The organism is Amycolatopsis dendrobii (genome assembly GCF_014145675.1).
Lineage (GTDB): Bacteria > Actinomycetota > Actinomycetes > Mycobacteriales > Pseudonocardiaceae > Amycolatopsis > Amycolatopsis dendrobii.
In genome coordinates, this window is record NZ_JACGZW010000001.1 from 91,678 (window position 1) to 113,025 (window position 21,348).

20 protein-coding genes are annotated in these 21,348 nt (G+C 70.8%); 8 read left to right on the forward strand and 12 right to left on the reverse strand.

The genetic code is table 11. From position 1 onward, the window contains the following. The first annotated feature begins 164 nt into the window (after positions 1-164). Positions 165-665: a L,D-transpeptidase gene (locus tag H4281_RS00440; protein ID WP_182888843.1), complete on the forward strand. Its 501-nt coding sequence runs from the start codon at positions 165-167 to the stop codon at positions 663-665. Between the two features lie 8 nt (positions 666-673). Here H4281_RS00440 and H4281_RS00445 read toward each other — a convergent pair whose 3' ends face one another. From H4281_RS00445 to H4281_RS00455, 3 genes are all read right to left on the reverse strand, one after another. Continuing rightward, positions 674-1,087, reverse strand: a complete 414-nt coding sequence (locus H4281_RS00445; RefSeq protein ID WP_182888844.1) for a VOC family protein — start codon at positions 1,085-1,087, stop codon at positions 674-676. A 101-nt stretch (positions 1,088-1,188) separates the two neighbouring features. Further along, positions 1,189-1,974: a SigB/SigF/SigG family RNA polymerase sigma factor gene (locus tag H4281_RS00450; protein ID WP_037811378.1), complete on the reverse strand. Its 786-nt coding sequence runs from the start codon at positions 1,972-1,974 to the stop codon at positions 1,189-1,191. Further along, the gene (locus H4281_RS00455; RefSeq protein ID WP_220506568.1) at positions 1,971-2,423 is read right to left on the reverse strand and encodes an ATP-binding protein; all 453 of its coding nucleotides are present in this window, start codon (positions 2,421-2,423) and stop codon (positions 1,971-1,973) included. The genes H4281_RS00450 and H4281_RS00455 overlap by 4 nt, the downstream gene beginning before the upstream one ends. Positions 2,424-2,630: 207 nt before the next feature. On the opposite strand from H4281_RS00455, the gene H4281_RS00460 reads away from it, so the two are divergent. Further along, positions 2,631-3,164 carry a bifunctional nuclease family protein gene (locus tag H4281_RS00460; protein ID WP_182888845.1) on the forward strand — a complete coding sequence of 178 codons (534 nt, stop codon included), beginning with the start codon at positions 2,631-2,633 and terminating at the stop codon, positions 3,162-3,164. Between the two features lie 39 nt (positions 3,165-3,203). Here the strand turns inward: H4281_RS00460 and H4281_RS00465 are convergent, their stop codons facing one another. The 3 genes from H4281_RS00465 to H4281_RS45355 form a co-directional block, all read right to left on the reverse strand. Continuing rightward, positions 3,204-3,620: an STAS domain-containing protein gene (locus H4281_RS00465; protein ID WP_246411223.1), complete on the reverse strand. Its 417-nt coding sequence runs from the start codon at positions 3,618-3,620 to the stop codon at positions 3,204-3,206. Between the two features lie 624 nt (positions 3,621-4,244). Beyond that, positions 4,245-4,568 (reverse strand): hypothetical protein, encoded by a 324-nt coding sequence (locus H4281_RS45350; RefSeq protein ID WP_246411225.1) that lies wholly within the window; start codon positions 4,566-4,568, stop codon positions 4,245-4,247. Further along, positions 4,540-5,073, reverse strand: coding sequence for an LLM class flavin-dependent oxidoreductase (locus H4281_RS45355; protein WP_246411226.1), 534 nt, complete (start codon positions 5,071-5,073; stop codon positions 4,540-4,542). The genes H4281_RS45350 and H4281_RS45355 overlap by 29 nt, the downstream gene beginning before the upstream one ends. A gap of 124 nt (positions 5,074-5,197) precedes the next feature. On the opposite strand from H4281_RS45355, the gene H4281_RS00475 reads away from it, so the two are divergent. Both H4281_RS00475 and H4281_RS00480 read left to right on the forward strand, forming a co-directional pair. Further along, on the forward strand, positions 5,198-5,707 hold the full coding sequence (locus tag H4281_RS00475; protein WP_312872027.1) for a PadR family transcriptional regulator: 510 nt from the start codon (positions 5,198-5,200) through the stop codon (positions 5,705-5,707). Between the two features lie 19 nt (positions 5,708-5,726). After that, positions 5,727-6,917 (forward strand): cytochrome P450, encoded by a 1,191-nt coding sequence (locus tag H4281_RS00480; RefSeq protein WP_182888847.1) that lies wholly within the window; start codon positions 5,727-5,729, stop codon positions 6,915-6,917. Between the two features lie 32 nt (positions 6,918-6,949). Here the strand turns inward: H4281_RS00480 and H4281_RS00485 are convergent, their stop codons facing one another. The 3 genes from H4281_RS00485 to H4281_RS00495 all read right to left on the reverse strand — a co-directional run bounded on the left by H4281_RS00485 (position 6,950) and on the right by H4281_RS00495 (position 11,323). After that, positions 6,950-9,352, reverse strand: coding sequence for a glycoside hydrolase family 2 protein (locus H4281_RS00485; RefSeq protein WP_182888848.1), 2,403 nt, complete (start codon positions 9,350-9,352; stop codon positions 6,950-6,952). Between the two features lie 91 nt (positions 9,353-9,443). Beyond that, positions 9,444-10,289, reverse strand: coding sequence for an LLM class flavin-dependent oxidoreductase (locus tag H4281_RS00490; protein ID WP_182888849.1), 846 nt, complete (start codon positions 10,287-10,289; stop codon positions 9,444-9,446). 131 nt (positions 10,290-10,420) lie between these two features. Next, the gene (locus H4281_RS00495; RefSeq protein ID WP_182888850.1) at positions 10,421-11,323 is read right to left on the reverse strand and encodes an NAD-dependent protein deacetylase; all 903 of its coding nucleotides are present in this window, start codon (positions 11,321-11,323) and stop codon (positions 10,421-10,423) included. A 73-nt stretch (positions 11,324-11,396) separates the two neighbouring features. On the opposite strand from H4281_RS00495, the gene H4281_RS00500 reads away from it, so the two are divergent. Continuing rightward, entirely contained in the window at positions 11,397-11,585 is a 189-nt protein-coding gene (locus H4281_RS00500) for a hypothetical protein (RefSeq protein ID WP_182888851.1), read from the forward strand. Positions 11,586-11,900: 315 nt separating this feature from the next. Here H4281_RS00500 and H4281_RS00505 read toward each other — a convergent pair whose 3' ends face one another. Together H4281_RS00505 and H4281_RS00510 are read right to left on the reverse strand one after the other, a co-directional pair. After that, positions 11,901-12,944, reverse strand: coding sequence for an ArsR/SmtB family transcription factor (locus H4281_RS00505; RefSeq protein ID WP_182888852.1), 1,044 nt, complete (start codon positions 12,942-12,944; stop codon positions 11,901-11,903). Between the two features lie 792 nt (positions 12,945-13,736). Next, positions 13,737-15,107 carry a PI-PLC domain-containing protein gene (locus H4281_RS00510; RefSeq protein ID WP_182888853.1) on the reverse strand — a complete coding sequence of 457 codons (1,371 nt, stop codon included), beginning with the start codon at positions 15,105-15,107 and terminating at the stop codon, positions 13,737-13,739. 74 nt (positions 15,108-15,181) lie between these two features. Between H4281_RS00510 and H4281_RS00515 the strand changes: the two genes are divergently transcribed. The 3 genes from H4281_RS00515 (at position 15,182) to H4281_RS00525 (ending at position 19,398) form a co-directional block, all read left to right on the forward strand. After that, on the forward strand, positions 15,182-15,940 hold the full coding sequence (locus H4281_RS00515) for a nucleotidyltransferase domain-containing protein (protein ID WP_182888854.1): 759 nt from the start codon (positions 15,182-15,184) through the stop codon (positions 15,938-15,940). Positions 15,941-16,094: 154 nt separating this feature from the next. After that, on the forward strand, positions 16,095-17,336 hold the full coding sequence (locus H4281_RS00520) for an ATP-grasp domain-containing protein (protein ID WP_182888855.1): 1,242 nt from the start codon (positions 16,095-16,097) through the stop codon (positions 17,334-17,336). 37 nt (positions 17,337-17,373) lie between these two features. Beyond that, positions 17,374-19,398 (forward strand): hypothetical protein, encoded by a 2,025-nt coding sequence (locus H4281_RS00525; protein WP_182888856.1) that lies wholly within the window; start codon positions 17,374-17,376, stop codon positions 19,396-19,398. A gap of 6 nt (positions 19,399-19,404) precedes the next feature. Here the strand turns inward: H4281_RS00525 and H4281_RS00530 are convergent, their stop codons facing one another. Next, positions 19,405-21,219 carry a glycoside hydrolase family 15 protein gene (locus H4281_RS00530; protein WP_182888857.1) on the reverse strand — a complete coding sequence of 605 codons (1,815 nt, stop codon included), beginning with the start codon at positions 21,217-21,219 and terminating at the stop codon, positions 19,405-19,407. Positions 21,220-21,348 lie beyond the last annotated feature (129 nt).

Consider the following 21,348-nt stretch of genomic DNA (forward strand, 5'->3'; position numbering starts at 1 on the left):
CTGGCTGCTCGCTGTGGATCGGGCAGGCCGGTCCACCGAGGCCCCCGGGCAGACCGAGGCGACGGTTTCCGCACCCGTTCAGCACGAGTTCGCCTCCGCGTCAGCGCAACCTTTCGGTCCGCTCGCCCGTAGAAGAAAGGGGAGCGAGAGGCGGGAGCGGACGGATGCGCGGAAAGATCGTCGCGATCGTGCTGGCCGGGTCGGCCGTGGTCGCGGCCGGATGCGGAGCGCCGGCGGAACCGGAGGCCCAGGCGGCCGGGCTGCCGCTGGCGCCGTCGCCGGAACTGCCGACGCCGCCGGTGCGGCACCTCCCGCCGGGGCCCTCGTGCTCAGTGGTCACCGGCGCCTGCGCGAGCCTCTCGCTGCGGCGGGCGTGGCTGATGGAAAACGGCGCGGCGGTGCGGTCGGTCCCGATGGAGCCGGGCGGCCCTGGCCGGCCGACTCCGCTCGGGACGTTCCGGGTGGCGTGGAAGGACCGCGTCCACCGCAGCGACGAGTACGGCGACGAGATGCCGAACTCGGTGTTCTTCGCCCCGGGCGGCATCGCCTTCCACGCCGGGCCGCTCGACCGTCCGTCGCACGGCTGCCTCCACCTCACGGAAGAGGACTCGGCGCTGTTCTTCGACCGGCTGCCGGTGGGGGCCGAGGTCGAAGTGGACCGCTGACGGCCGGTTCAGCCGGGCTGGCCGATGTTGACCATCCAGGAGATGCCGAACCGGTCGGTGCAGGCGCCGAATTCGTCGCCCCACATCTGCTTCTCCAGCGGAACCGCCACCGTCCCGCCGTCGGTCAGCTTTTCCCAGCAGCGGCGCAGCAGGTCGCCGTCGTCGCCGCTGAGGCTGATCGAGATGTTCGTGCCCGGCTTGTGCTCCGTGCCGGGCGGGACGTCAGCGGCCATGAGCGTGAAGCCGTTGTCCCCCTCCAGCATCGCGTGCATGATGCTGTCCGCGTAGTCGGCCCCCGCGGGTGCGCCGGACTCGCCGAAGGTGTTCAGCGCGAGGTCGCCGCCGAACACGTCGTGGTAGTACTCCATCGCTTCGCGCGCGTTGCCCGCGAAGCTGATGTACGGGTTGAGTTTCGAGGCCATCGGGCCCTCCTCAGCTGATGGACAGGCCCGCATCGTCGCAGCTGCGGAGGGGCGCGGCAACGGGATCGGGCCCGGCCGGGCGACCCCCGTCGCGGGTGTGCTCAGGGGTCGCCGGTGAGTTTGTCGCGCAGTTGCTCGAGGGTCTGCGACAGCAGCCGGGACACGTGCATCTGGGAGATGCCGACCTGCTCGGCGATCTGGGTCTGGGTGAGGCCGCCGAAGAACCGCATCACCAGGATCGCGCGCTCCCGTTTGGGCAGTTCGCGCAGCAGCGGCTGCAGGGCCTCGTGGTTCTCGATGTGCTCGATCTCCGGGTCGTCGCTGCCGAGCGTGTCGGCGAGCAGCAGCGGTTCGGCGTCGTCGTGCACCGGCTTGTCCACCGACAAGGTCTGGTACGCGTGGCCCGCGACCAGTCCTTCGTGGACCTCGGAAAGCTCGAGGCCGAGGTGCTCGGCGAGCTCGGTGGGCGTCGGCGCGCGGCCGAGCGTCTGCGACAGGGTGGCCGAACCGCGGCTGAGCGCGAGGTGCAGTTCCTTGAGCCGCCGCGGCACGCGGACCGACCAGCCGGTGTCGCGGAAGTACCGGCGGATCTCGCCCATGATCGTGGGCACGGCGAAGGACAGGAAGTCCGGGCCGCGGTCGGGGGTGAACCGGTCGATCGCGTTGATCAGGCCGATCCGGGCGACCTGGACGAGGTCCTCGCGGGGTTCGCCGCGGCCGGTGAACCGGGTGGCGATGTGCTCGGCGACCGGCAGGAACTCGGTGACGAGCTGTTCGCGCAGCCGCGGCCGCTGCCCGTCGTCGGCGGGCAGCGCGGCGAGCTCCTCGAACAGCGGCGCGGTGTGCGCGTATTCGTCGCGGTGGCGGGTGACGGGCTGCTGGTTCACCCGCTCGCCTCCCGGTGCAGGTCGAGGTCGAGGGTCAGCGCGTATCCGTCTTCGGCGGGGTCCGGCACGCTGCGCGCGGACACGTTCGAGGCCAGCGTGGTCAGCACATGCCAGCCGAAACTTCGCTCGCTCGGCGGCTCGGGCTGCTGGGTGCGGGTCTTGACGGTGAACCGGATCCCGTCGGGCGAGACGGTGAACTGGCAGGTCATCGCCGCCCCGGGGGCGGCCGTCGAGACGACCTGGGCACACGCCTCGTCGACGGCCATCTTGGCGTCGGCGATGGCGTCGAGCCCGTAATCGGCCCGCGCGGCGACAGCCTGCGCGAGCATGCGGACAAGCGGGATCTGGTAAGTCTCCGCCGGAAGCCGCAGCTCGATCACCTCGTCGAGCAAACGGTCCACGGCTGGCATGCCGCCGCTGGCGCGGCTGCCGGGGCCCTCGTCGTTCATGGCTCCCGCATACCCAGGCGGGGCCCGATCGACACGTGCGGGCGCGATCCCGGTGTGTGCGCAGCGGCACGTTTGCGGCGGGACCGGACCGGTTCGCGGCGCCGCCCCGGGTGAATCCGGCGTGAGGCGGGCGGCGATTTCGCGTGACAAACCGCCGGAGGTTGGGTAGTCAGCAGGGAGAACCTTTTCGGAAGCGGGGTGACCCCCATGGTGCAGGTGCGAGTGCAGGGGCTGGCCGTGGTGGCGCAGGAGTCGGCGCCGGTCGTGCTGCTGCGCGAGGAATCCGGCTCGCGCCGGTGGCTCGCCATCACCATCGGCGCGCCGGAAGCGCAGGAACTGGCCGCCGCGCAGGAACAGGTCGTGTCCGCGCGGCCGGGGACGGTCGAGCTGATCATCGAGGTGCTGGCGGCGCTGGGCCAGCGCGTGGAACGGGTCGAGATCACCCAGCTGCTGGACAGCATCTTCCACGCGGACCTCGTCCTGTCCGGCGGCGCGCGCGTGTCGGCCCGCCCGAGCGACGCGATCGCGATCGGGCTGCGCACGCATGCCCCGCTGGAAGTCGCGGAGGCGGTCCTCGACGAGGCGGCGGTCGACGTGACGGTGGCCGCGGGCGACGAAACCGCTCTCGACGCGGCTGCCGACCTGGAGGAACCGGCCGAGGCGAACGAGGACGAGATCCGCCGGTTCCGGGATCTGCTGGACGACGTGAGCCCGGAGGATTTCCGCGACCCGGACGCGTGAGCCTCGCGCCGCACCCGGCTCGCTGTCCTCAGTGGACGGTCAGGCCTTCTCGGCGGGCCGGGGCAGCGGGATCTCGGTGAGCCCCTCGGCGGCGCCGGACCGTACGCAGTCCAGGGGGAAGAGCGAGAACAGCCGCCGGACCGTGGGCGCGGAACCCGGGTCGACGTAGAAATCCTTGTCCGCTCCGGCGGCCAGCAGCTTCAGCCGGATCAGGACGCGCAGCCCCGCGACGCCGAGGAAGGTCGTCCGGCGCAGGTCGACGATCACCAGGCTGACGGTGCTGCGCAGCCGCGCCTCGACGACCTCGGCCAGCCGGGGCGCGGTAGCCAGGTCGACCTCCCCGGAAACCTCGACGACGGCGGTTCCCGGAGCGGGGTGGCGGACGCGCAGCCGGAGCATCCCCGTCGGGTCCGGCGACGGCAGTGCGGGCAGTCGGGCAATGTGCGCGGCGGTCATCACGGCACTCTCTCTGAGCCGCGCGCAGGGCTGCGGCGGAATGCCGGACCGGCCGGGCACCGGGCATCCCGGCGCGCGGGACGAATCACACGGTGGCTGGAGGCTCAACCACTCTCCACCGTAGCTCTCCCGAGCCGCCCAGGGAAGCCGCCGAAGGGGGACGACCGGTGACGCGGCGATTGCCCTGGTGGGGCGGGGCAGTTGTTGAACGATCAGGCAAGTGCGGGGGAGAGTGCCGCTGGGTTCGCCGGAAACGGTGGTGGCAAAGGACAATCCGGCGGCGGCTGGGTGGTATCTCGCTGGCGGTCGGGGAGACCGGGTGCGCGTGACGGCGAGGGAGGCTCCGCGGCTGCAAGCGGAAGCATTCCGGGCCGCGCGAATCCTGCTGCCGCAAGCAAACTCCCCACTCGCTCAGCCACGCGTCGATGTGACAGTCGTGCTCGGGCGGCGCTGTGCGCAGTTGCCCCCTGCGAGATGGGCCCGCGCAGCCGTCTCCGGCAGCGTGGAGCTTGCCGTAAAAGCAACCTCCCGCCGCTGGGCTCGGCTATCCCGCGTCACAAGGAGTCCGCGGAGATGCCGCGGACAGCGCGGATTCCGCTGCGGCCAGCGCCCCCGACGACCCGGCTAGCCCCCGAGCCGAGGCGGCCCGGCGTCCACGACCGCCAGCGAAAGGTCCAGCGGGTCGAAGTGGATGAGCGATTCCATCCACCACGTCATCCCCGCCTCGGCGAGCGCCGCGAGATCCACCTCGACCGGTTCCTCCCACGCCGGGCTCGCGTTGCCGGACACCGCGACCTCGTACGGGCGGTCCGGAGGCCGCACCCGAGCGACCAGGCCGGCCAGCTCCGCGGGCGGCAACGGCTGCGGACCCGGATTCGGGAAAATCCCGGCACTCCCCGCGGCACGGCGGAGAACCCGCTCATGCCGGGTCGTGCAGGCTGTCCACACCGGAATGGGATACGGCTCCGGATCGGCAGCGTCCAGGTTCACCCGGTAGTGCGGCCCCTCGTGCCGAAGAGCCTCCCCCGGCCCACATCGCGCGGACGATCTCCATCGCCTCGTCGGTCCGCGGCGACAGCTCGGCGGGCGAGGACGGATCGCCGAACCGGCTGAAGTCGCCGGTTTCGTCGGAGCCGATGCCGGTTCCCAGGAGCAGCCGGCCGCGGGAAAGGCGGGCGAGGGTCGCGGCCTGCCGGGCCAGGAGCCACGGGCGGCGGCGGCTCGGCGGGGTGACCATCGGGCCCAGCAGGACCTTGCCGGTCGCCTGGGCGATGGCGGCCAGGACGGTCCACGTGTCGGCGATCGGCGGCATCGCGGGCACGACGTGGTCCCACAGGAACACGCCGTCCCAGCCGGCGGCTTCGGCCCGGACCGCCAGGTCCACCAGGGCGGCCGGATCGCCGAGCGGGCCGAAAGGCGGCAGGTAGAGGCCGTAGCGAACGCGGTCTGGCATAGGAGATCCCCCTCCGGATCGGTCGAAGAGAACCGTATCGGGAGGGACCGGCGAAAACGGGCCCGAGATCTTCTTCCGGCATCCGCCGTTCGGACGTTGCCCGCTCACCAGACCCTAGGTTACGGTGACCTATGTGTGGACCGACGTGCTCCTGCTCGCGAAGCTCGCCGAGCGGCCGTGGCACGGCTACGAGCTGCGCAAGCAGGTCGAGGAGTCCAGCGGCCGCGCGCTGTCGAACAACTCGCTCTACCCGGCGCTGCGGCGATTCGCCGAAGCGGGCGCGGTGACCCGGACCGCCGAGCCGCAGGAAGGCCGTCCGCCGCGGCACGTGTACACGATCACCGACGTCGGACGGGAGCTGCTGCACGATCTGCTCGCCGACCTGCCGCCGGAGCTGGCGGGCGATCCGGCCGAGTTCCTGGCGCGGCTCGCGGGCTTCGGCAGGCTCGCCCCGGAGGAACGGCTGCGCGTGCTGGACGCGCGCCAAACCGCCGTCGCGGCGCAGCGGGACCGGCTGGCCAAGCTCGGCGCGGGGCAGACCGACCCGTGGAGCAGGCTCGTGCTGGCCGAGGTCCAGCGCCGCGCGGAGAACGAACAGGACTGGCTCGCGTCGTTGCGCACGCGGGCGGGCTGACCCGAGGAGAGGACCCGGAATGTCTACCACCGCCCAGCTGCCGTTCGCGAGGCCGAACGTCCTGGACATCGCGCCGCTGTACGAGGTCCTGCGCCGCGAAGGCCCGATCGTCCCGGTGACGACCCCGGCGGGCGACCCGGCCTGGCTCGTCACCGCGTACGAGCAGGCGCGGGAAGTGTTCGCGGACAACCGGTTCGGCCGTTCCCACCCGCATCCCGAGGACGCCTCGGCGGTCTCCGACGCCGCGGTGCTGAACGGGCCGCAGGGCGATTTCGAGACCGAGCAGGCCGAGCACGCCCGGCTGCGCCGCCTGCTGGTCCCGGCGTTCTCGGCGAACCGGATGCGCCGCCTCGGCAGCCGGATCCAGGAACTCGCCGACCGGTGCCTCGACGGGATGGAGGCCGCGGGCTCGCCGGCGAACCTGCACGAGCACCTGTCGTTTCCCTTGCCGGTGCTGGTGATCTGCGAACTGCTCGGCGTCCCGTACTCCGACCGCGAGAAGTTCCGCGACCTGTCCGACCGCATCGGCGTGCTCGACAGCGGCGGCGACGCCGAGGCGGCGATGACCGAGTTCACCGCCTACATGTCCGGCCTCGCCGGCGCGAAACGCGCGAACCCGGGCCAGGACGTGGTGTCGGACCTGGTCGCCGCGCAGGCCGAGGACCCGACGTTCACCGACGACGACCTCGGCAGGCTCGCCGCCGGACTGCTGTTCGCCGGCCACGAGACCACGTCGAACCGGATCGACCTCGGCGTGCTGTTCCTGCTCACCGACCTCGCCCGCCGCGACGCGCTGGCCGCCGACCCCGAGGGGCGCGTGCACGCGACCGTCGAGGAGATCCTGCGGATGTCCGCGCCGGGCGGGCTCGGGCTGCTCCGGTACGCGCACGAGGACGTGGAGATCGGCGGCGTCCGGATCCCGCGCGGCGACGCGGTGATGATTTCGACCGCGTCGGCCAACCGCGATCCGTCGGTGTTCTCCGACGCGCACGAGTTCGACGCGGAGCGCAAACCCAACTCCCACATCGCTTTCGGCTACGGCGGCTACTTCTGCATCGGCGCGAGCCTCGCCCGCACGGAGCTGCGCGTGGTGTTCACGACGTTGTTCCGCCGCTTCCCGAACCTCCGGCTGGCCGTGCCCGCCGACGAGCTGGAAGTGCGCGCGAATCGGTTGACGGGCGGGGTTTCGCAGGTTCCGGTCGTGTGGTGAGTGGCTGTGCCGGTGAGAACCGGCGCCAGCACTCACGAGGAGACGATCGTGGCGGTTCCGGTGTTGACGAACGGATGCGTGGCACTCACGGTGATCGTGCCGGGGGTGCCGCGCATCGAGCGGATCCACACCGCTGCCGCGCCGCCGAGCGCGCCGAAGTCCAGGTAGGGGTCGCCGATCAGCACGCCGGGCCCCTTCGCGGAGACGGCCAGCACTCCGCGGGCATGCGGCCGCGGAGCGCCGTACCGGTCGAGCAAGCGCAGCGCGACCCGGGTGGTGTCCGCGCCGTCGGCGACGATCTGGTCGTCGTCGGCGGTCACCGCGATCGTGTCGTACGCCGGATCCGCGCTGAATCGCCTGCGCAGCACGGTTTGCCCGCCGATCCGGCCTTCGATGCTCAGCTCCGGGCGCGCCCGGCCGTTCACCCGCAAATCCACCGAGAACGGCGGATACGCCAGATGCGGGAACCGGGTGCGATCAGGGTGCACGGTGACCGGACGCTTGCCCGCGACCGTCACCACCAGCACCTCGCAGTTCGACCAGACGATCGCGTCGCGACCCGGTCCGCCCTGCGGCGAGCCGGGGCCGAAATCCCAGTAGAAAGCCGGTTCGATCACCGCGCCGCGGGACGGATCGCGTTGCGCCCGGTAGAACGCCGCGCCGAGTTTGGGGATGCGGAAGAAGTCCATCACACCCGGGTATTTCACGCCGCGATAGTGGTGGTACCAGCCGGAAGGATAGTCGAAACCGCACCAGCCGAGCAGGCCGCTGTAGCGCGGATCGGACGCGGCGCGGTCGTGCACCCAGGCGTGCAGCATGCTCTGTTCCCGTTGCACGGCAGGGGAATCCGTCCGCCGGAAGTACGCGGAGCCGACGAGGGTGCCGATCGCTTCGCTGACCAGGTACGGAACTCCGCGCCGCGGCGGGCGCAGCGGCGGCGGCGAGCCTGGCGGACGCGGACGGCTGTAGTCGTTGAAGGAGAACACCCCGCCGCCCGCTTTCACCGGGTACAGCGGCGAAACGTAACCGCGTTCGCCCGCGACCGCGCCGGTGCACGGCCGCATCGGATCGAGTTCCGCGGCGAGCTGGTCGGTTCTCCCGTACAGCGCGTATTGGCCGAGCGTCTCGTTCACCCGGGTGCCCCACACGATGATCGACGGATGATTGCGGTCGCGCACGATCATGTCGTGCACGTCGCGCACCGCCAGCTCCTGCCACGCGGTGTCGCCGACGTGGTCCCAGCCCGGCAGCTCCTCCCACACGAGGACGCCGAGTTCGTCGCAGGCGTCGAGAAACGCCGTCGCCTGCGGATAATGCGAGCAGCGCACCATCGTGCAGTTCAGGTCTTCTTTCAGCAGCTGAGCGTCACGGCGCTGCACCCGGTCCGGCATCGCGCCGCCGACGAACGGGTACCACTGATGGCGGTTGAGCCCGAACAGCTTGAGCGGCCGCCCGTTCAGCCGGAAACCGTCCACAGTGAACTGTGCGTCGCGCAGCCCGGTGCGCACGGGGTAGGTGTGCACTTTGCGGCCGTCGACCTCGAGGGTGACGAGGATGTCGCACAACGCCGGATCGTCGAGATCCCACAGCCGCACCGCGTCGAGGCCCTGCAACGACACCGTCACCTGGGTGTCGCCCTTCGGCAGACCGGTCAGATCGGTGTAGGAGGACGCGACCTCGGCACCGTGCTGGCTGAGCGTGGCGGTGAGCCGGACGGGGCCCTTGACCGCCTTCGCCGAATCCACTGTGCAATGCAGCAACACCTCGCGGTTCGGCGTCAGCACGGCGATCTGCTGCGCGTACACATCGGACAGATACGTCTGCGGCACACCGGTCAGCCGGACTTCGCGGTACATCCCGGCCGGCTGGTAGAAGTCGATCGCCGTCGGGTGGGGGAACTCCGGCAGATCCGGCGGCGTGTTCTGCTGCCAGCGGCCGTCGACGACCACTGCGAGCACATTGTCCTTGCCGGTCAGCAGGCCGGTGACCTCGCAGCGCAGCGGCAGGTAACCGCCGCTGCGCATCGCGACGCGACGGCCGTTGAGGTACACGGTCGCGGCGCTGAGCACCCCGTCGAACTGGAGGAACGCCCGGTTCCGGCGCAGCTGCGCGGGCGCGAGGAAATGCTGCCGGTACACCCAGACGTGCTGCCAGTCCGACGGGTCCCAGTCCTGCCAGGACAGCGGAACCACGCAGTGCGGCACCGAAACCAGCGCCATCCCGCTGTCGTCGAAGTCCGGATCGGTGCTGCCCTGGACGAACGGACCGAACAGCCAGTCCGCGCCGAACCCGTCCCGCGCCGCAGGGGGCGCGGGACGGGACAGCGCGGCCGCGAGCGCGCCCGAACCGGCGAGCACCGCGCCGGCCCCGAGCAGGAAACGTCGCCGGGGCTGCGCGGCGAGCCAGGGGACCCGCGCGGAAGGCTCGCCCGTCATCCCCGCCGGCGGGCGGTTCCGGGACGGGGCGCGGGAGATCCGCCGGAAAGCGTCGACGCCTGCATGGGCGCGAGCTTACTTCCGCCAGTGTTCAGCAGAGGTCAGCAAGCCGGTCGACCTGCTCGGGATCGCTGCCCCAGCAGTACAGCATCACCTCGTCCGCGCCGAGATCGCGGTACGCGCGGATCGCGGCCCGGATGTCGCCGGGAGCGGTGAGCATTCCGCTCACCATGTGGTCCGCCATTTCGGTGAACGCGTAGTACGCGCGCATCGCCGTTTTCGCTTCGTCCGCGACGGAATCCGGGCCGAGCGCGACGTTCACCTGCGCGACGAGCCGCGGCTGGCCCTCGCGGCCGTGCTCCTGCCAGTCGCGGCGCACGGTGTCGAACAGCCCGCCGACCCACGACGGGGGAGCGGCGGCGAGCAGCCCGTCGCCCCAGCGGGCGACGCGGGCCAGCGCCTTGGGCTTGAACGCGCCGATCAGCAGCTCGGGACCGCCTTCGCGGGCCGGAGCCGGGCCGATCGGACCGGCTCCGGCGCTGTACGGTTCGCCGGACCACAGCCGGCGCAGGTCGGCGAGCTGCTGGTCGAGACGGCGGCCGCGTTCGCGCAGCGGGGTGCCGGCGACGTGGTGGTCGTCCTCGCGGCCGCCGACGCCGACGCCGAGCACGAACCGGCCGCCGCTCATCCGGTCGAGCGTGGCGGCCTGCTTGGCGAGCAGGGCGGTCTCGCGCAGCGGGGCGAGCAGGACCTCGGTCTGCAGCCGGATGCGGGTGGTCGCGCCGGCCAGGACGGCGAGCGCGGTGAGCGGTTCGGGATTGTCGTAGACGAGACGGTCGAGCAGCCCGAGCGTGCTGAACGGGCCGGCGTCCGCGCGCCGCGCCCAGTCGAGCAGGGCGGCGGGATCGCTGATGGGCAGGCCAATGCCGATGGACATCGGGGAACCTCCGGTAAAACGGGTCGACAGCTGCAGGGGTTGCCGCCCGCTCCTGGGCCTGGATGTCTTCAGGCCGGCCGGTCCGCTCTGCGGCGTGCTTCCGGGGACCGTTCCATCGGAGTGCCCGCAGATTATCCGGCGGCTGACGGACGGGGCAACGCGTTTTCCAGCACAGCCAGCAGTTCGGTGAGCGCGGGGCCGAGCGGCAGGTCGGCGCGGACGCTCGCGTGCTCGTCGCCGCGGGTCTGGCCGCGGTTGACGATGGCCACGGGTTTGCCGGATTTCGCGGCCCGCCGGACAAAGCGCAGGCCGGACATGACGGTGAGCGAAGATCCCAGCACCAGCACCGCGGACGCCTCGTCGACCATCCGGTAGCAGCGTTCTACGCGGGCACGCGGCACGTTCTCGCCGAAGAACACCACGTCCGGTTTCAGCACGCCGGAGCAACTCGTGCAGGGCACGGTGCGGAAGCCGCGGACGACGTCCGCGGCCAGTTCGACGTCGCCGTCCGGGTTGATCCGCGTTGCCACGGCGCCGAAATCCGGATTGGCCGCGCGCAGCCGGGCGTCGAGGTCTTCGCGCGCGGTGGTGCGGCGGCAGTCGAGGCAGACGACGCGGTCGAGGTTTCCGTGCAGCTCGACAACGCCGGGAGTGCCGGCCGCGCGGTGCAGGCCGTCGACGTTCTGGGTGATCACGCCGGAGACCCAGCCGCCCGTGCGCAACGCGGAAACGGCGTGGTGCCCGTCGTTCGGCGCGGCCCGCGCGATGGTGCGCCAGCCGAGGTGGCTGCGCGCCCAGTAACGCTGGCGGCCCGCCTCGCTGGCGACGAATTCGCCGTACGTCATGGGCGTGTGGGTGCGAAGACTGCCGGTTTCGCCGCGGTAGTCGGGTATGCCGGACTCAGTGGAGAGGCCGGCGCCGCTGAGCACGAGCACCCGCCGCCCGGCGACGATCTCGGCCACGTCCGCGACCGTGCCCGTGCGCGGCAGCGGTTCGCCGGGTCCGGCCCAGGTCAGCGTAGGTCGCGTGCGCACCCCGCCAGTCTAGCGATCGCCCGTCCGGAAACCGGGCGATTGGTTTTCCGCGCGGCTGGGTACCAAAGGCCACATGTGGTTCGCGCTGGCTACGCCCGTGGTCGTGATGGTCGCCGCCGTGCTGATGGAATCCGTGGAGCGATATTGCGTGCGGACTCCGAGCGGGGCGGTCCGCCGGCCGGTCGAACGGGCGGCGCTGCGGGAAGCGTCGATGCCGGTCGTAGCCGTCGGGGCGGCTCGGCTCAGGCAGCGGACCGCCTGACCGCCCACGGGCCGGAGGGGCCGGTGTTCTTGGGAGGAACACCGACCCTCCAGCCTGCGGGCGAGGCCCGCGCTCTCCCCGTCGGGGTGGGAGAGCGCGGGCCCTCTTTATATGCGCTGCCGGCTAGCGAAACCGCAGGCTGGGTCGCTTATCGTGCCGTTTGAAGCCGCTTCCTGACGCGTCGTCGCAGCGGCAGGCCGCGGATAGGCCGTACCTATGCTGGCGTGTCGCTTGCTGCCGTGGCAGGTCGGGTAGGCAGGGCGCGCTTCCTCAGCAGGCCAGCCCGCGCCTGTGTTTGCGGTCGTGCGGAGTTCGTCAATGATGGTCTCCTCGCTCGACCAGGGGCGTCGGGGCCGGCCGGATTGAGCGCTGCGCACCGGCGTCGGTTCGGGCGGTGTCGTCGAGCAACGCCTCGCCGAGCGGAGTCGGCAGGTGGATCACCCGATGCTTGTCGCGGTAGCTGGTGATCAAGCCGTTCGCGCGCAGGACGGTAGCGTGTTTCGACACGGCAGCCGGCGAAAGGTCCAGCATGCTGGCCAGTTCGCCGGTGCTGGTGGAGTGGCGTCGGGCCACTGAGCGCAGGACGGTTGCGCGGGTGCGGCCGATTAGGTCGGCCAATTGCGCGCCGCCGTGCTGGTCGCGGAACCACAACGGCGAGTCGGTTCCGACGCTGATCGGGTAGATGATTGTCGGCGTTCCGTCGTCGCCGGCGAAACGCGGCAGCCGCGTGAAGACCGACGGCATCAGGCGAAGACCCTGTCCTCGCAGGCGGAGATCGCCGTGGGGGCCGTCCGGGAGGTGGCACTGCAGAATGGGCGGCTGCCAGTCCAGAGCGGAATGGAGACCGCCGAGGAGCTGTTCCGCTCCCTGTGCGGCGAGCGTGGTCGCGCGGAACTGCAGATCCGTTTGGCGGCTTCGCACAACCGCTGGCCAGACCGGGGCGATCGCCGCCGTGTGGTAGGCGCGGTACTCGCGGACCAAGTGGTCGCGGGCCCCGGCATCGCCGTCGGCGAGCGCCCAGCCCCACTGCGGCACGCGCCGACGGCGATCTATGTACCGCAGCGCCCTGCCCACCAGATGCCGAGACGCGGTGCGGACGTCGTCCCAGGCGGGTTCGAGGCCGGGGGAAGTAGGCCCCAGGAACGCGGGTACCAGCCCGGCCGGGCCGATGAGATGACGCAACATCGGCAGCGGCGTTCGGACGCGACGCGACACCAGATCTCGCCACGGCTCGAAGACCGCGCCGCCCTGCCGGCGCAGGAGGAGTTCGAGGCTGAAGACGGTTTCGACAAGCGGAGCCGGGTCCATGGCCAGGCGGATCCGAGTCAGGTCTTTCGGCGTGAAATGGATCCGCAGCATCACTTCCCCCGACCCATGCGAGCGGTCGCCCGAGCCGAGTCCAGGTTACCGGGAAGATTTCCCTGACAGGAAGCGGTATGGAGTGAATGCACGCTGATCCGCGACGCTGGTGCTGCCCGGTCGCGGGAAGCGGCGGGAGTCACCGGAACGAGGATCACGGCTCATCGGGAGAGCATTGTCCGATCAGGCCGGAACTTGTCACGCAAAGGAAAACTCACGATGGCAAAGGAGTTGAAGCGAATTCATGCGCAATGAGAGAGAAGTACGAGCGAGATCGCTCGCTGGTGGGCGCCGTCGATCGGGTGTGCTGCTGGCAGTTTCAGCGCTGCTCGTGAGCATCGTAGCGATTGTCTCCGCTCCCGCATCGGCGGGCGCCGCGCCTTCAAGCTCTGGGCTGCAGGCGCATTGCAGCGATCCTGGCCGGCCTCTGTATCGATTTCGCTGGGACGGGACCATCACCGGCGAAGGCATCGGAGTCCGCACGGGACATGCCTACCGCTGCGACGTCCTCGAGAGTCTTCACAAGGGCACTCGGGTGGATGTCTGGTGTCGCGCGGACATCGCAGGCGATTCGCAATCGCCCTGGATCTTCCTCAAGATCGACCACGGCAGATTCTTTACGTTAGGGTGGGTCCCGGATCGCTGGATCCATCGGACTCATCAGGGGCCTCCGCAAAACGCGGTCCCTCGGTGTTGATTTAGGCACGCTGGTGATGGCGCTCTCGGAAACAGGAGAGCGCCATCACCAGCGTGCGACTCACCAGTCGACAAGAAGATCGCCGCGGTCGATCGCTACCGGGCCGCGTCCTTGGTGAGCTGCCGGTACCAGTCGTCGTACGGATGGTTCGTCGCCGGGTAGTTGACCAGCGGATCGGTGGCCAGGCCGGCGTCGTCGAAGTCCCAGCCGCGGACCACGTGTCCGCTCTTGCGCGCAGCGACCAAGAACGCGGAATCCTTCGCCGGAGCCCCGTAGAACAGCCCGTCCTTCAGTTCGGCCGGGTCGCCCTGCTGGTATTCGTCGAACGCGACCTGCTGGTATTGCACGCGGCCGCCGGCGACGAGATCCGTGGAGTAGCGCAGGGTTTGCGCCGGGGTGGACCCGTCGGCGCCGGTGGTGACAGAGATTCGCCCGGCGTTTGCCTTGTCGTAACGGGGATCGGAGGTCTTCGCGTTGCCGGTCCAGGTCACTGTGCCGCCGGAGAGCGTGCCGCGCCACTGCCAATTCTGGTCGCTCGCCTGGCTGCGGTGGATCTCGCGAAGCCCGGAGCTGGTGAAGGCGACCGTCGGCAGCACGCCGTTGTCGTACTGATGGCTTGCCGACCAGGCGATTTCGCCGTCCGCGCCCAGCTGTCCGGTGTGGTACCAGAGCGTGGCGGCGCTTTGCGACTGGTGCACTTCGACGATCCGGCCGGAGTCGTCGAGCGCGACGGCCGGGGTCTGGCCGCTGTCGTAGCGGCCGTGGCGTCGCCAGGCGACGCGGCCGTCGGCGCCGAGCTGCCCGGTCCAGTACCAGAGCGCGCCGCCGCCGGAGTCGTGCACCTCGACGACCTGGCCGCGGCTGTTGATCGCGACCGCGGGGTGGTAACCGACGTCCCGGCGGTACGCGGCGCGGGTGCCGCCGTCGCCCGACAGCAGCGGGAGGACCTTGCCGCGCAAGGAATCCGTGGTCGCGCCGGTGCGGTAGGCGGCGGGGGAGAGCAGCCGCGGCCCGAACGCGGCACTCAGCTCGGCGTTGACCGCGGCCAGGTTTCCGGCGGCGAACGAGTCGTTGTCGGTGAGGTCGTCCTTCAGGTCGAGCATGACCACGATCGGCGCGGCGTCCGGATGCGCGGCCGACCAGGTGTTCACTGCGGCCAGCCAGTCGCGGAGGCGGTCGGACGCCGGGTTGCCCGCGTGGTCGACCAGGTCGCCGGGCGAGCTGTGGCCGATGCCGTAGTCGTGCCGGGTGGCGTATCCGTTGTCGTGGATGTCGAATTCGATGAACCGGACACCGTGGTCGAGCTGGTAGGAGATGGATCCCTTCGCGCCGTCGACGTTGCCGGAGTAGCTGTTGTGCGTCGCGGCGAAGACGGTGTCGGAGAAGGGCTGCGCGGCGTTCGCGGGTGCGCCGCCGAGCGCGGTGACGGCTGCGGCAATGAGCGCGGTGGTGCGCAATCGGTTCATTCAGACCCCCAGGTCGGCTGGACAACCGGCGAAATACTGGCGATCTTGGCAGAGATTCATGGCATGTTCTCCAGATGCGGGAAAACGACGAGGAAACGTTCGCCGAGCACGTGGCAGAGCTGCTGTCCGGTTTGCCGGGAGTCGAAGCGGTGGCGCTGGGCGGTTCGCGGGCGCGCGGCACGCACCGCCCGGACAGCGACTGGGACTACGCGGTGTACTACCGCGGCGCGTTCGACCCGGACGACCTGCGCGCGCTCAACCTGCCCGGCGAGGTTTCCGGCCTGGGCGAATGGGGCGGCGGGGTCTTCAACGGCGGGGCGTGGCTGACCGTCGAGGGACGGCGCGTCGACGTGCACTACCGGGACCTGGACGTGGTCGAGCACGAGCTGGCCGAGGCGGCGAAGGGCCGGTTCCGTTGGGAGCCGCTGGCGTTCCACCTGGCCGGGATCCCGAGTTACCTGGTGGTGGCGGAGCTGGCGCTGAACCGGGTGCTGCGCGGGGAGCTGCCGCGGCCGGAGTACCCGGAGCTGTTGCGGGAGAACGCGCCCAAGTTCTGGCGCTCCTCGGCGGCGCGGACGATGCAGTACGCGAAGTCGGCGTATGTGCTGCACGGGCGGGTCGCGGAGAGCGCGGCGTCGGCCGGGGTGGCGGCGATGCAGGCCGGGCACGCGGTGCTGGCCGCGCGAGGGGAGTGGGTGACGAACGAGAAAACCTTGCTGGAACGGGCGGGGTTGCGCGGACTCGACGATGTGGTGGCCGGGATGGGCCACGATCTGCCGGGGGCGTTCGCGACGGCGTGCGCGCTGATCGGTCAGGCGGTGCGAGCCGAGTAGTCCGGAATCCCTGACCGCACAACGGTTTCCGCCTGTCAAACCTCTGCGGACGGCACGGATCCGTTTCATTTCGCCGGTTTCGGGTATATGACCGCAGCACGGTTGCGGCCGCCGCGCCGTGGCGAGCCGCACGTGCTGAACGGAGGAACGCCCTATGCAGGAGTCCGAGCCGGTCGCGAAGGATCCGGACAAGGGATACGTAGCGCTGCTCGGCTGGTCGCTCAACGCGGTCGAGGCGCTCGACCGGTTCGACCGGCGCTATGTCGTGGTCGCCCCGGACTGGGCGGAGAAGTACTGCGTCGAGCACGACATCCCGTACGTGTCGTGGAATTTCGAGCGGCTCAACGACCGGTCGATGGAGATCGCCGAGATCCTGCACGAGGAAGGCGTCGACGTCGCCATCCCGCTGTTCGAGGAGACCGTCGAATGGGCCGGGGCGATCAACTCGGTGCTGATGGACAACCCGCGCCTGTTCGGCCAGGCGATGCTGCTGCGGGACAAGGCGCTGATGAAGCGGCGCGCGCAGCTCGGCGGCATCCGGGTGGGGATCTTCGAGGAGGCGCACGACCGCGAAGACGTCGTCCGGTTCCTCAAGCGGGTCAACCAGACGCTGCTCAAGCTCGACGGCGACCCGAACGACCCCATCCACCTCAAGGCGTTCGACAAGGCGGGCTGCCTCGGGCACCGCGTCATCCGCACCCCGGACGAGATCGACTCGATCCCCGAGGAGGAGTTCCCGGTCCTGATGGAATCGCATCTCGACGGCTGGGAATTCGCCGTCGAGGCGTGGATCCACGGCGGCAAGGTCAAGTTCCTGAACATCTCGGAGTACGTCACGCTCGGGTACTCGGTGTTCGTGCCGGCGACCCCGGAGCTGGAGCGGTACCGGCCGCAGATCACCGCGCAGATCGAGAAGCTCGTCAAGACCTTCGACATCGAGTTCGGCTTCGTCCATCCGGAGTACTTCGTCACCAGCGACGGCGAGATGTACTTCGGCGAGGTCGCCTACCGGCCGCCCGGCTTCAAGGTCTTCGAGCTGCTCGAACGGGCTTACGGCTTCAACGCCTACCAGGCGCTGGTCCTGTCCTTCGACCCGAAGACGACCGAGGAGGAGATCGACGCCTTCTTCCCGAGGGAGGTCGTCGACGCGACCGGCGTCGCGGGCTGCTTCGGCGTCTATCCGCGCCGCCGCGTGGTCAGCGAGTTGCAGATCCCGCAGCAGACCGAGGACGACGACTACTACGAGTCGCACGACCTGACCGCGCCGCTGGAAGAGACGGTGACGAAGAGGACCGCGTTCGGCACGCACTGGGGTCTGCTGTACTTCTTCGGGGACGACCCCTACCGGATGCGCGACCTGCTGAAGGAACAGGAAGAACTGGACTTCTACGTCTGAGCACGGACGAGTCCGCCACCCCGACCGAAGGACGCACTTGCAGCCGAACGCCGACGTCACCGGCGCGACCACGACGCTGGCCAAACGCGTGGCCTCGCTAGACGATGCTGTCCGGGCCATGGCCGAAGCCCGCGACTTCGGCAAGCACACGAAGCTGCGGCGCGTGCTGGAAGCGCTGCGGCGGGTCCTGCTGCAGCCGGACGGCGCGGCCGCGGTCCGGGCGAGGGCGCGGGCGCTGGAGGAGGCCGGGGTCTTCCGGGGCACCGACTGGGACACCCCGGAGATCCTGATCCCCGCGCTGGTCGGGCCCGGCCTGCACAGCGGGAACTCCGACACCGTGGTGATCGAGGCGACCAGCGAACTGCGGATGCTCGCGGTCGCGTGCGGCGACTACGAGCATCCGACGCTGCCCGCCGAGGACGCCCGCGTCTTCCTGTCGCAGGTGCTCGGGGCGAATCTCGAACTGCTGTTCACCCCGCCCAGCGAGGCCGAGCGGACGAGGCAGGGCCGCACGGCGCAGCTGATCCGGGACCTGCTGCGGTACCTGGCCGACCAGATCGGCTACGACAGCATCCTGGACAAGGTGGTCGAGGAGATCTGGCGGATCCTGCGCCAGCGCCCGATCCAGGTCGACCAGGTCAAATCGCTGATCACGCGGATCTCGATCTACCGCGGCGACCCGGACGTCGACCTGGGCGGATCGTCGGTGCAGGGCCTCGACCGGCTCATCACCAGCCTGTTCGGGACCACCGAGGCCTGCCGGGAGGACCCGGGCGTGGAGGTCTTCCGGGCGCGGCTCGAGGCGATGGACGCGGCGAGCCTGCAGTACGAGGCGGCCGGGTTCGCCCGCGCCATGCACGACACCGGCCTGGTGTCCCCGTACCACGCCGAACTGCTGCGGTACCTGGCGCACGAGAGCGACTACCTGCTCGGCGAGGCGCTGGGCCTGTCCGACGTGGGCCGGAACTGCCTCCTGCGCTACCACGACCTGGTCCACCGGCTGATCGAAGAAGCCGTGCACCCGCAGACCGCGCAGTGCGTCTACGGGCTGGCGCTGCTGCTCGACCGCGGCATCCTCTACGAACCGCCGGTCGTGCCCGCGCTGTGGCGGCAGCTGGCGCTGGAGCTGTCCACCGCCGCGAGGGAACGGCTCGCGCTCGTGTTCGGCGACCAGCCGAGGCCCGAGGCGCGGCTGCTCGCGGGCGTGCTGTCGATGCTGGGCCAGCCGCTCGGCGTCGGGCAGGGCGACAACCCGACCTGCCAGTCGGCGCGGGCGCTGTCGATGTGGGCCTACAACGACCCGGACTACCTGCTCCAGGTCGTGGTGTGGGCGGCCCGCGACGACGAGGTCGTCATGCACTTCGAAGGCCAGCCGGTCTCGTCGAAGGAAAGCGGGGCCGGGCTGTCCGCGTCGCTGCCCGCCGACCTGGACCCGGTGTCGTCGCTCGTCGTGCCCCATCTCGACCGGATCTACGCCGAGATGGGCCGCCGCTGCGCCGACCGGCCGGGCGACCCGCACCGCTGGGTCAACCCCGAGTTCCACGGCTGGTGGGCCGCTCGGGGTTTCCGCATCAACGTGGACGTCGCCACCGGCAAACTGGTCGACGTCGACGATTTCCTGCGGCAGTTCCACGCGAGCTACCACCCGTCCTACAACGGCGAGCAGCCGCTGATCCACCCGCAGCCCGCCGGGATCGCGGTCACCGACAGCGCCGCCCGCTACGTCGGCTGGCACGCGATCACGATCCTGCGCACCGCCCCGGACCCCGACGACGTCATGCGGGTGTACTTCTACAACCCGAACAACGACAGCGGCCAGGACTGGGGCGACGGCGTCGTGGTCTCCACCGCGGGCAACGGCGAGCGGTTCGGCGAGGCTTCGCTGCCGTTCGACCAGTTCGCGTCCCGCCTGTACATCTTCCACATCGACCCGAAGGAACACGGGGAGCCGGAGAAGGTGCCGGCCGAGGACGTCGCGCGGATCATCGGCTACCTCGAGCGCAGCTGGGGCGCGGACCGGCTGCCTGCCGGGACGTTGCAGGCGGCTCCTCCGAAGGCTTGACCTCCGTCAGCCGAGCGCGGCGTCGAGAGCGACCGCGGCGTCGATGAGCGCCAGGTGCGTGAAGGCCTGCGGGAAATTGCCGAGCTGCTCGCCGGTCGGCGCGATCTCTTCGGCGTAAAGGCCGACGTGGTTGGCGTAGGTCAGCATCTTCTCGAACGCGGTGCGGGCCTCCTCCAGCCGTCCGGCGCGGGTCAGCGCGTCGACGTAATCGAAGCTGCACAACGAGAACGTGCCCTCGCCGCCGGCGAGCCCGTCCGGGGACACGAGCGGATCGTAGCGGTAGACCAGGCTGTCGGTGACCAGATCGGCCTTGATCGCGTCGAGCGTCGAGAGCCAGAGCGGGTCCTTGGCCGGGAGGAAACCGGTGCGGGGCATCCGGAGCAGGGCCGCGTCCAGTTCGTCGCCGGTGTCGTGCTGGACGAAGGCGTTGCGCGTGCGGCGCCAGCCCCGGCTGAGGATCTGGCTGTGGATGCTGTCGCGCTGCCAGGTCCAGTCCTCGACCGGGGCGGGGCGGCCGTGCACGTCCGCGAGCCGGATGGCGCGGTCGAACGCGACCCAGCTCATCAGGCGGCCGTAGGTGAAGCGTTTCCGGCCGCCGCGGGTTTCCCAGATGCCTTCCTCGGGCTGGTCCCAGTGGTCGCCGAGCCAGTCGAGCGCGGCGCGGAGCGCGGTCCAGCCCTGGTGGGGGAGTTCGAATCCGGCCCGGTCGGCGGCGAAGACGCTGTCGAGGGCTTCGCCGTAGATGTCGAGCTGCAACTGCCCGGCCGCGGCGTTGCCGATCCGGACCGGGCTCGACCCGCGGTGCCCGGACCAGTGCGCGAGGCGTTCCTCCCGCAGGTCCGACGCGCCGTCGACGCGGTACAGGACGGCGAGCGGCCCGCTGGCCCCGCCGTCTCCTTCGCGGATGCGGTCGCCGAGCCAGCTCCCGAACCGGGCGGCTTCCTCGGCGAATCCCAGTGCCAGCAACGCCGAAACCGAGAACGACGCGTCGCGGACCCAGGTGTAGCGGTAGTCCCAGTTGCGTTCCCCGCCGATCTGCTCGGGAAGGCCGAGGGTCGGCGCGGCGACCAGTCCGCCGGACGGCGCGTAGGTGAGCAGTTTGAGGGTGATCGCCGAACGGGACACGATTTCCCGCCAGCGGCCGCGGTAGGGGGAGCGGCCGAGCCAGGCGCGCCACCAGTCCACTGTGGACTCGAAAAGCTCGGTGAACTCGCCGGCGCGGATCTCCCGCGGCGGCGCGGCGGCTCCGGTTTCGAGCACGACGCCGCGGACTTGGCCCGCTTCGAGGGAGAGCCGCAGGTGCACGTCCTCGCCTTCGACGCGTGCTTCGGCGAGGTGTTCGTCGCCTGGTTCGCGGACCGCGTGCAGCACCAGCGACGTTCCGGGCGCGGTGAACACGGCCCCGTTCTTGACGAGCATCGCCCGGTGCGGGCGGCGGCCGTAGTCGAAGCGGGGCGCGACCACCACGTCGAACGTCATCCGGCCGCGGACGCAGCGCACGAGCCGGGCGATCCGGTGCCGCTCGGCGGGGGCGTCGCCGCACGGCGGCATGAAGTCGACGACCTCGCCGATCCCGTCCGGGCCGGAGAACCGGGTGATCAGCACCGCGGTGTCCGGGTGGTACATCTGCGAGCTCGCGCACGCTCCCGCCGGGCGGACGCGGAACCGGCCGCCGCGCTCGTCGTCGAGCAGGGCGCCGAAGACCGACGCCGAATCGAACCGCGGCGCGCAGAACCAGTCGATCGACCCGTCGGTCGTCACCAGCGCGGCGGTCTGCAGGTCTCCGATCAGCGCGTGCTCGGCGATGGCGGTCTCGGTCATGATTCCTCCCTCGGGGCAACGGATTCGCTCCTCCGCACCGTCGCCGCGGCGGGCCGGCGCCGCCTCATCCGCGCGGGGTGAGGTGGCCCGGCCCGGGCCCGGCCACCGTGTGCGGAACCCGAGCAGGAA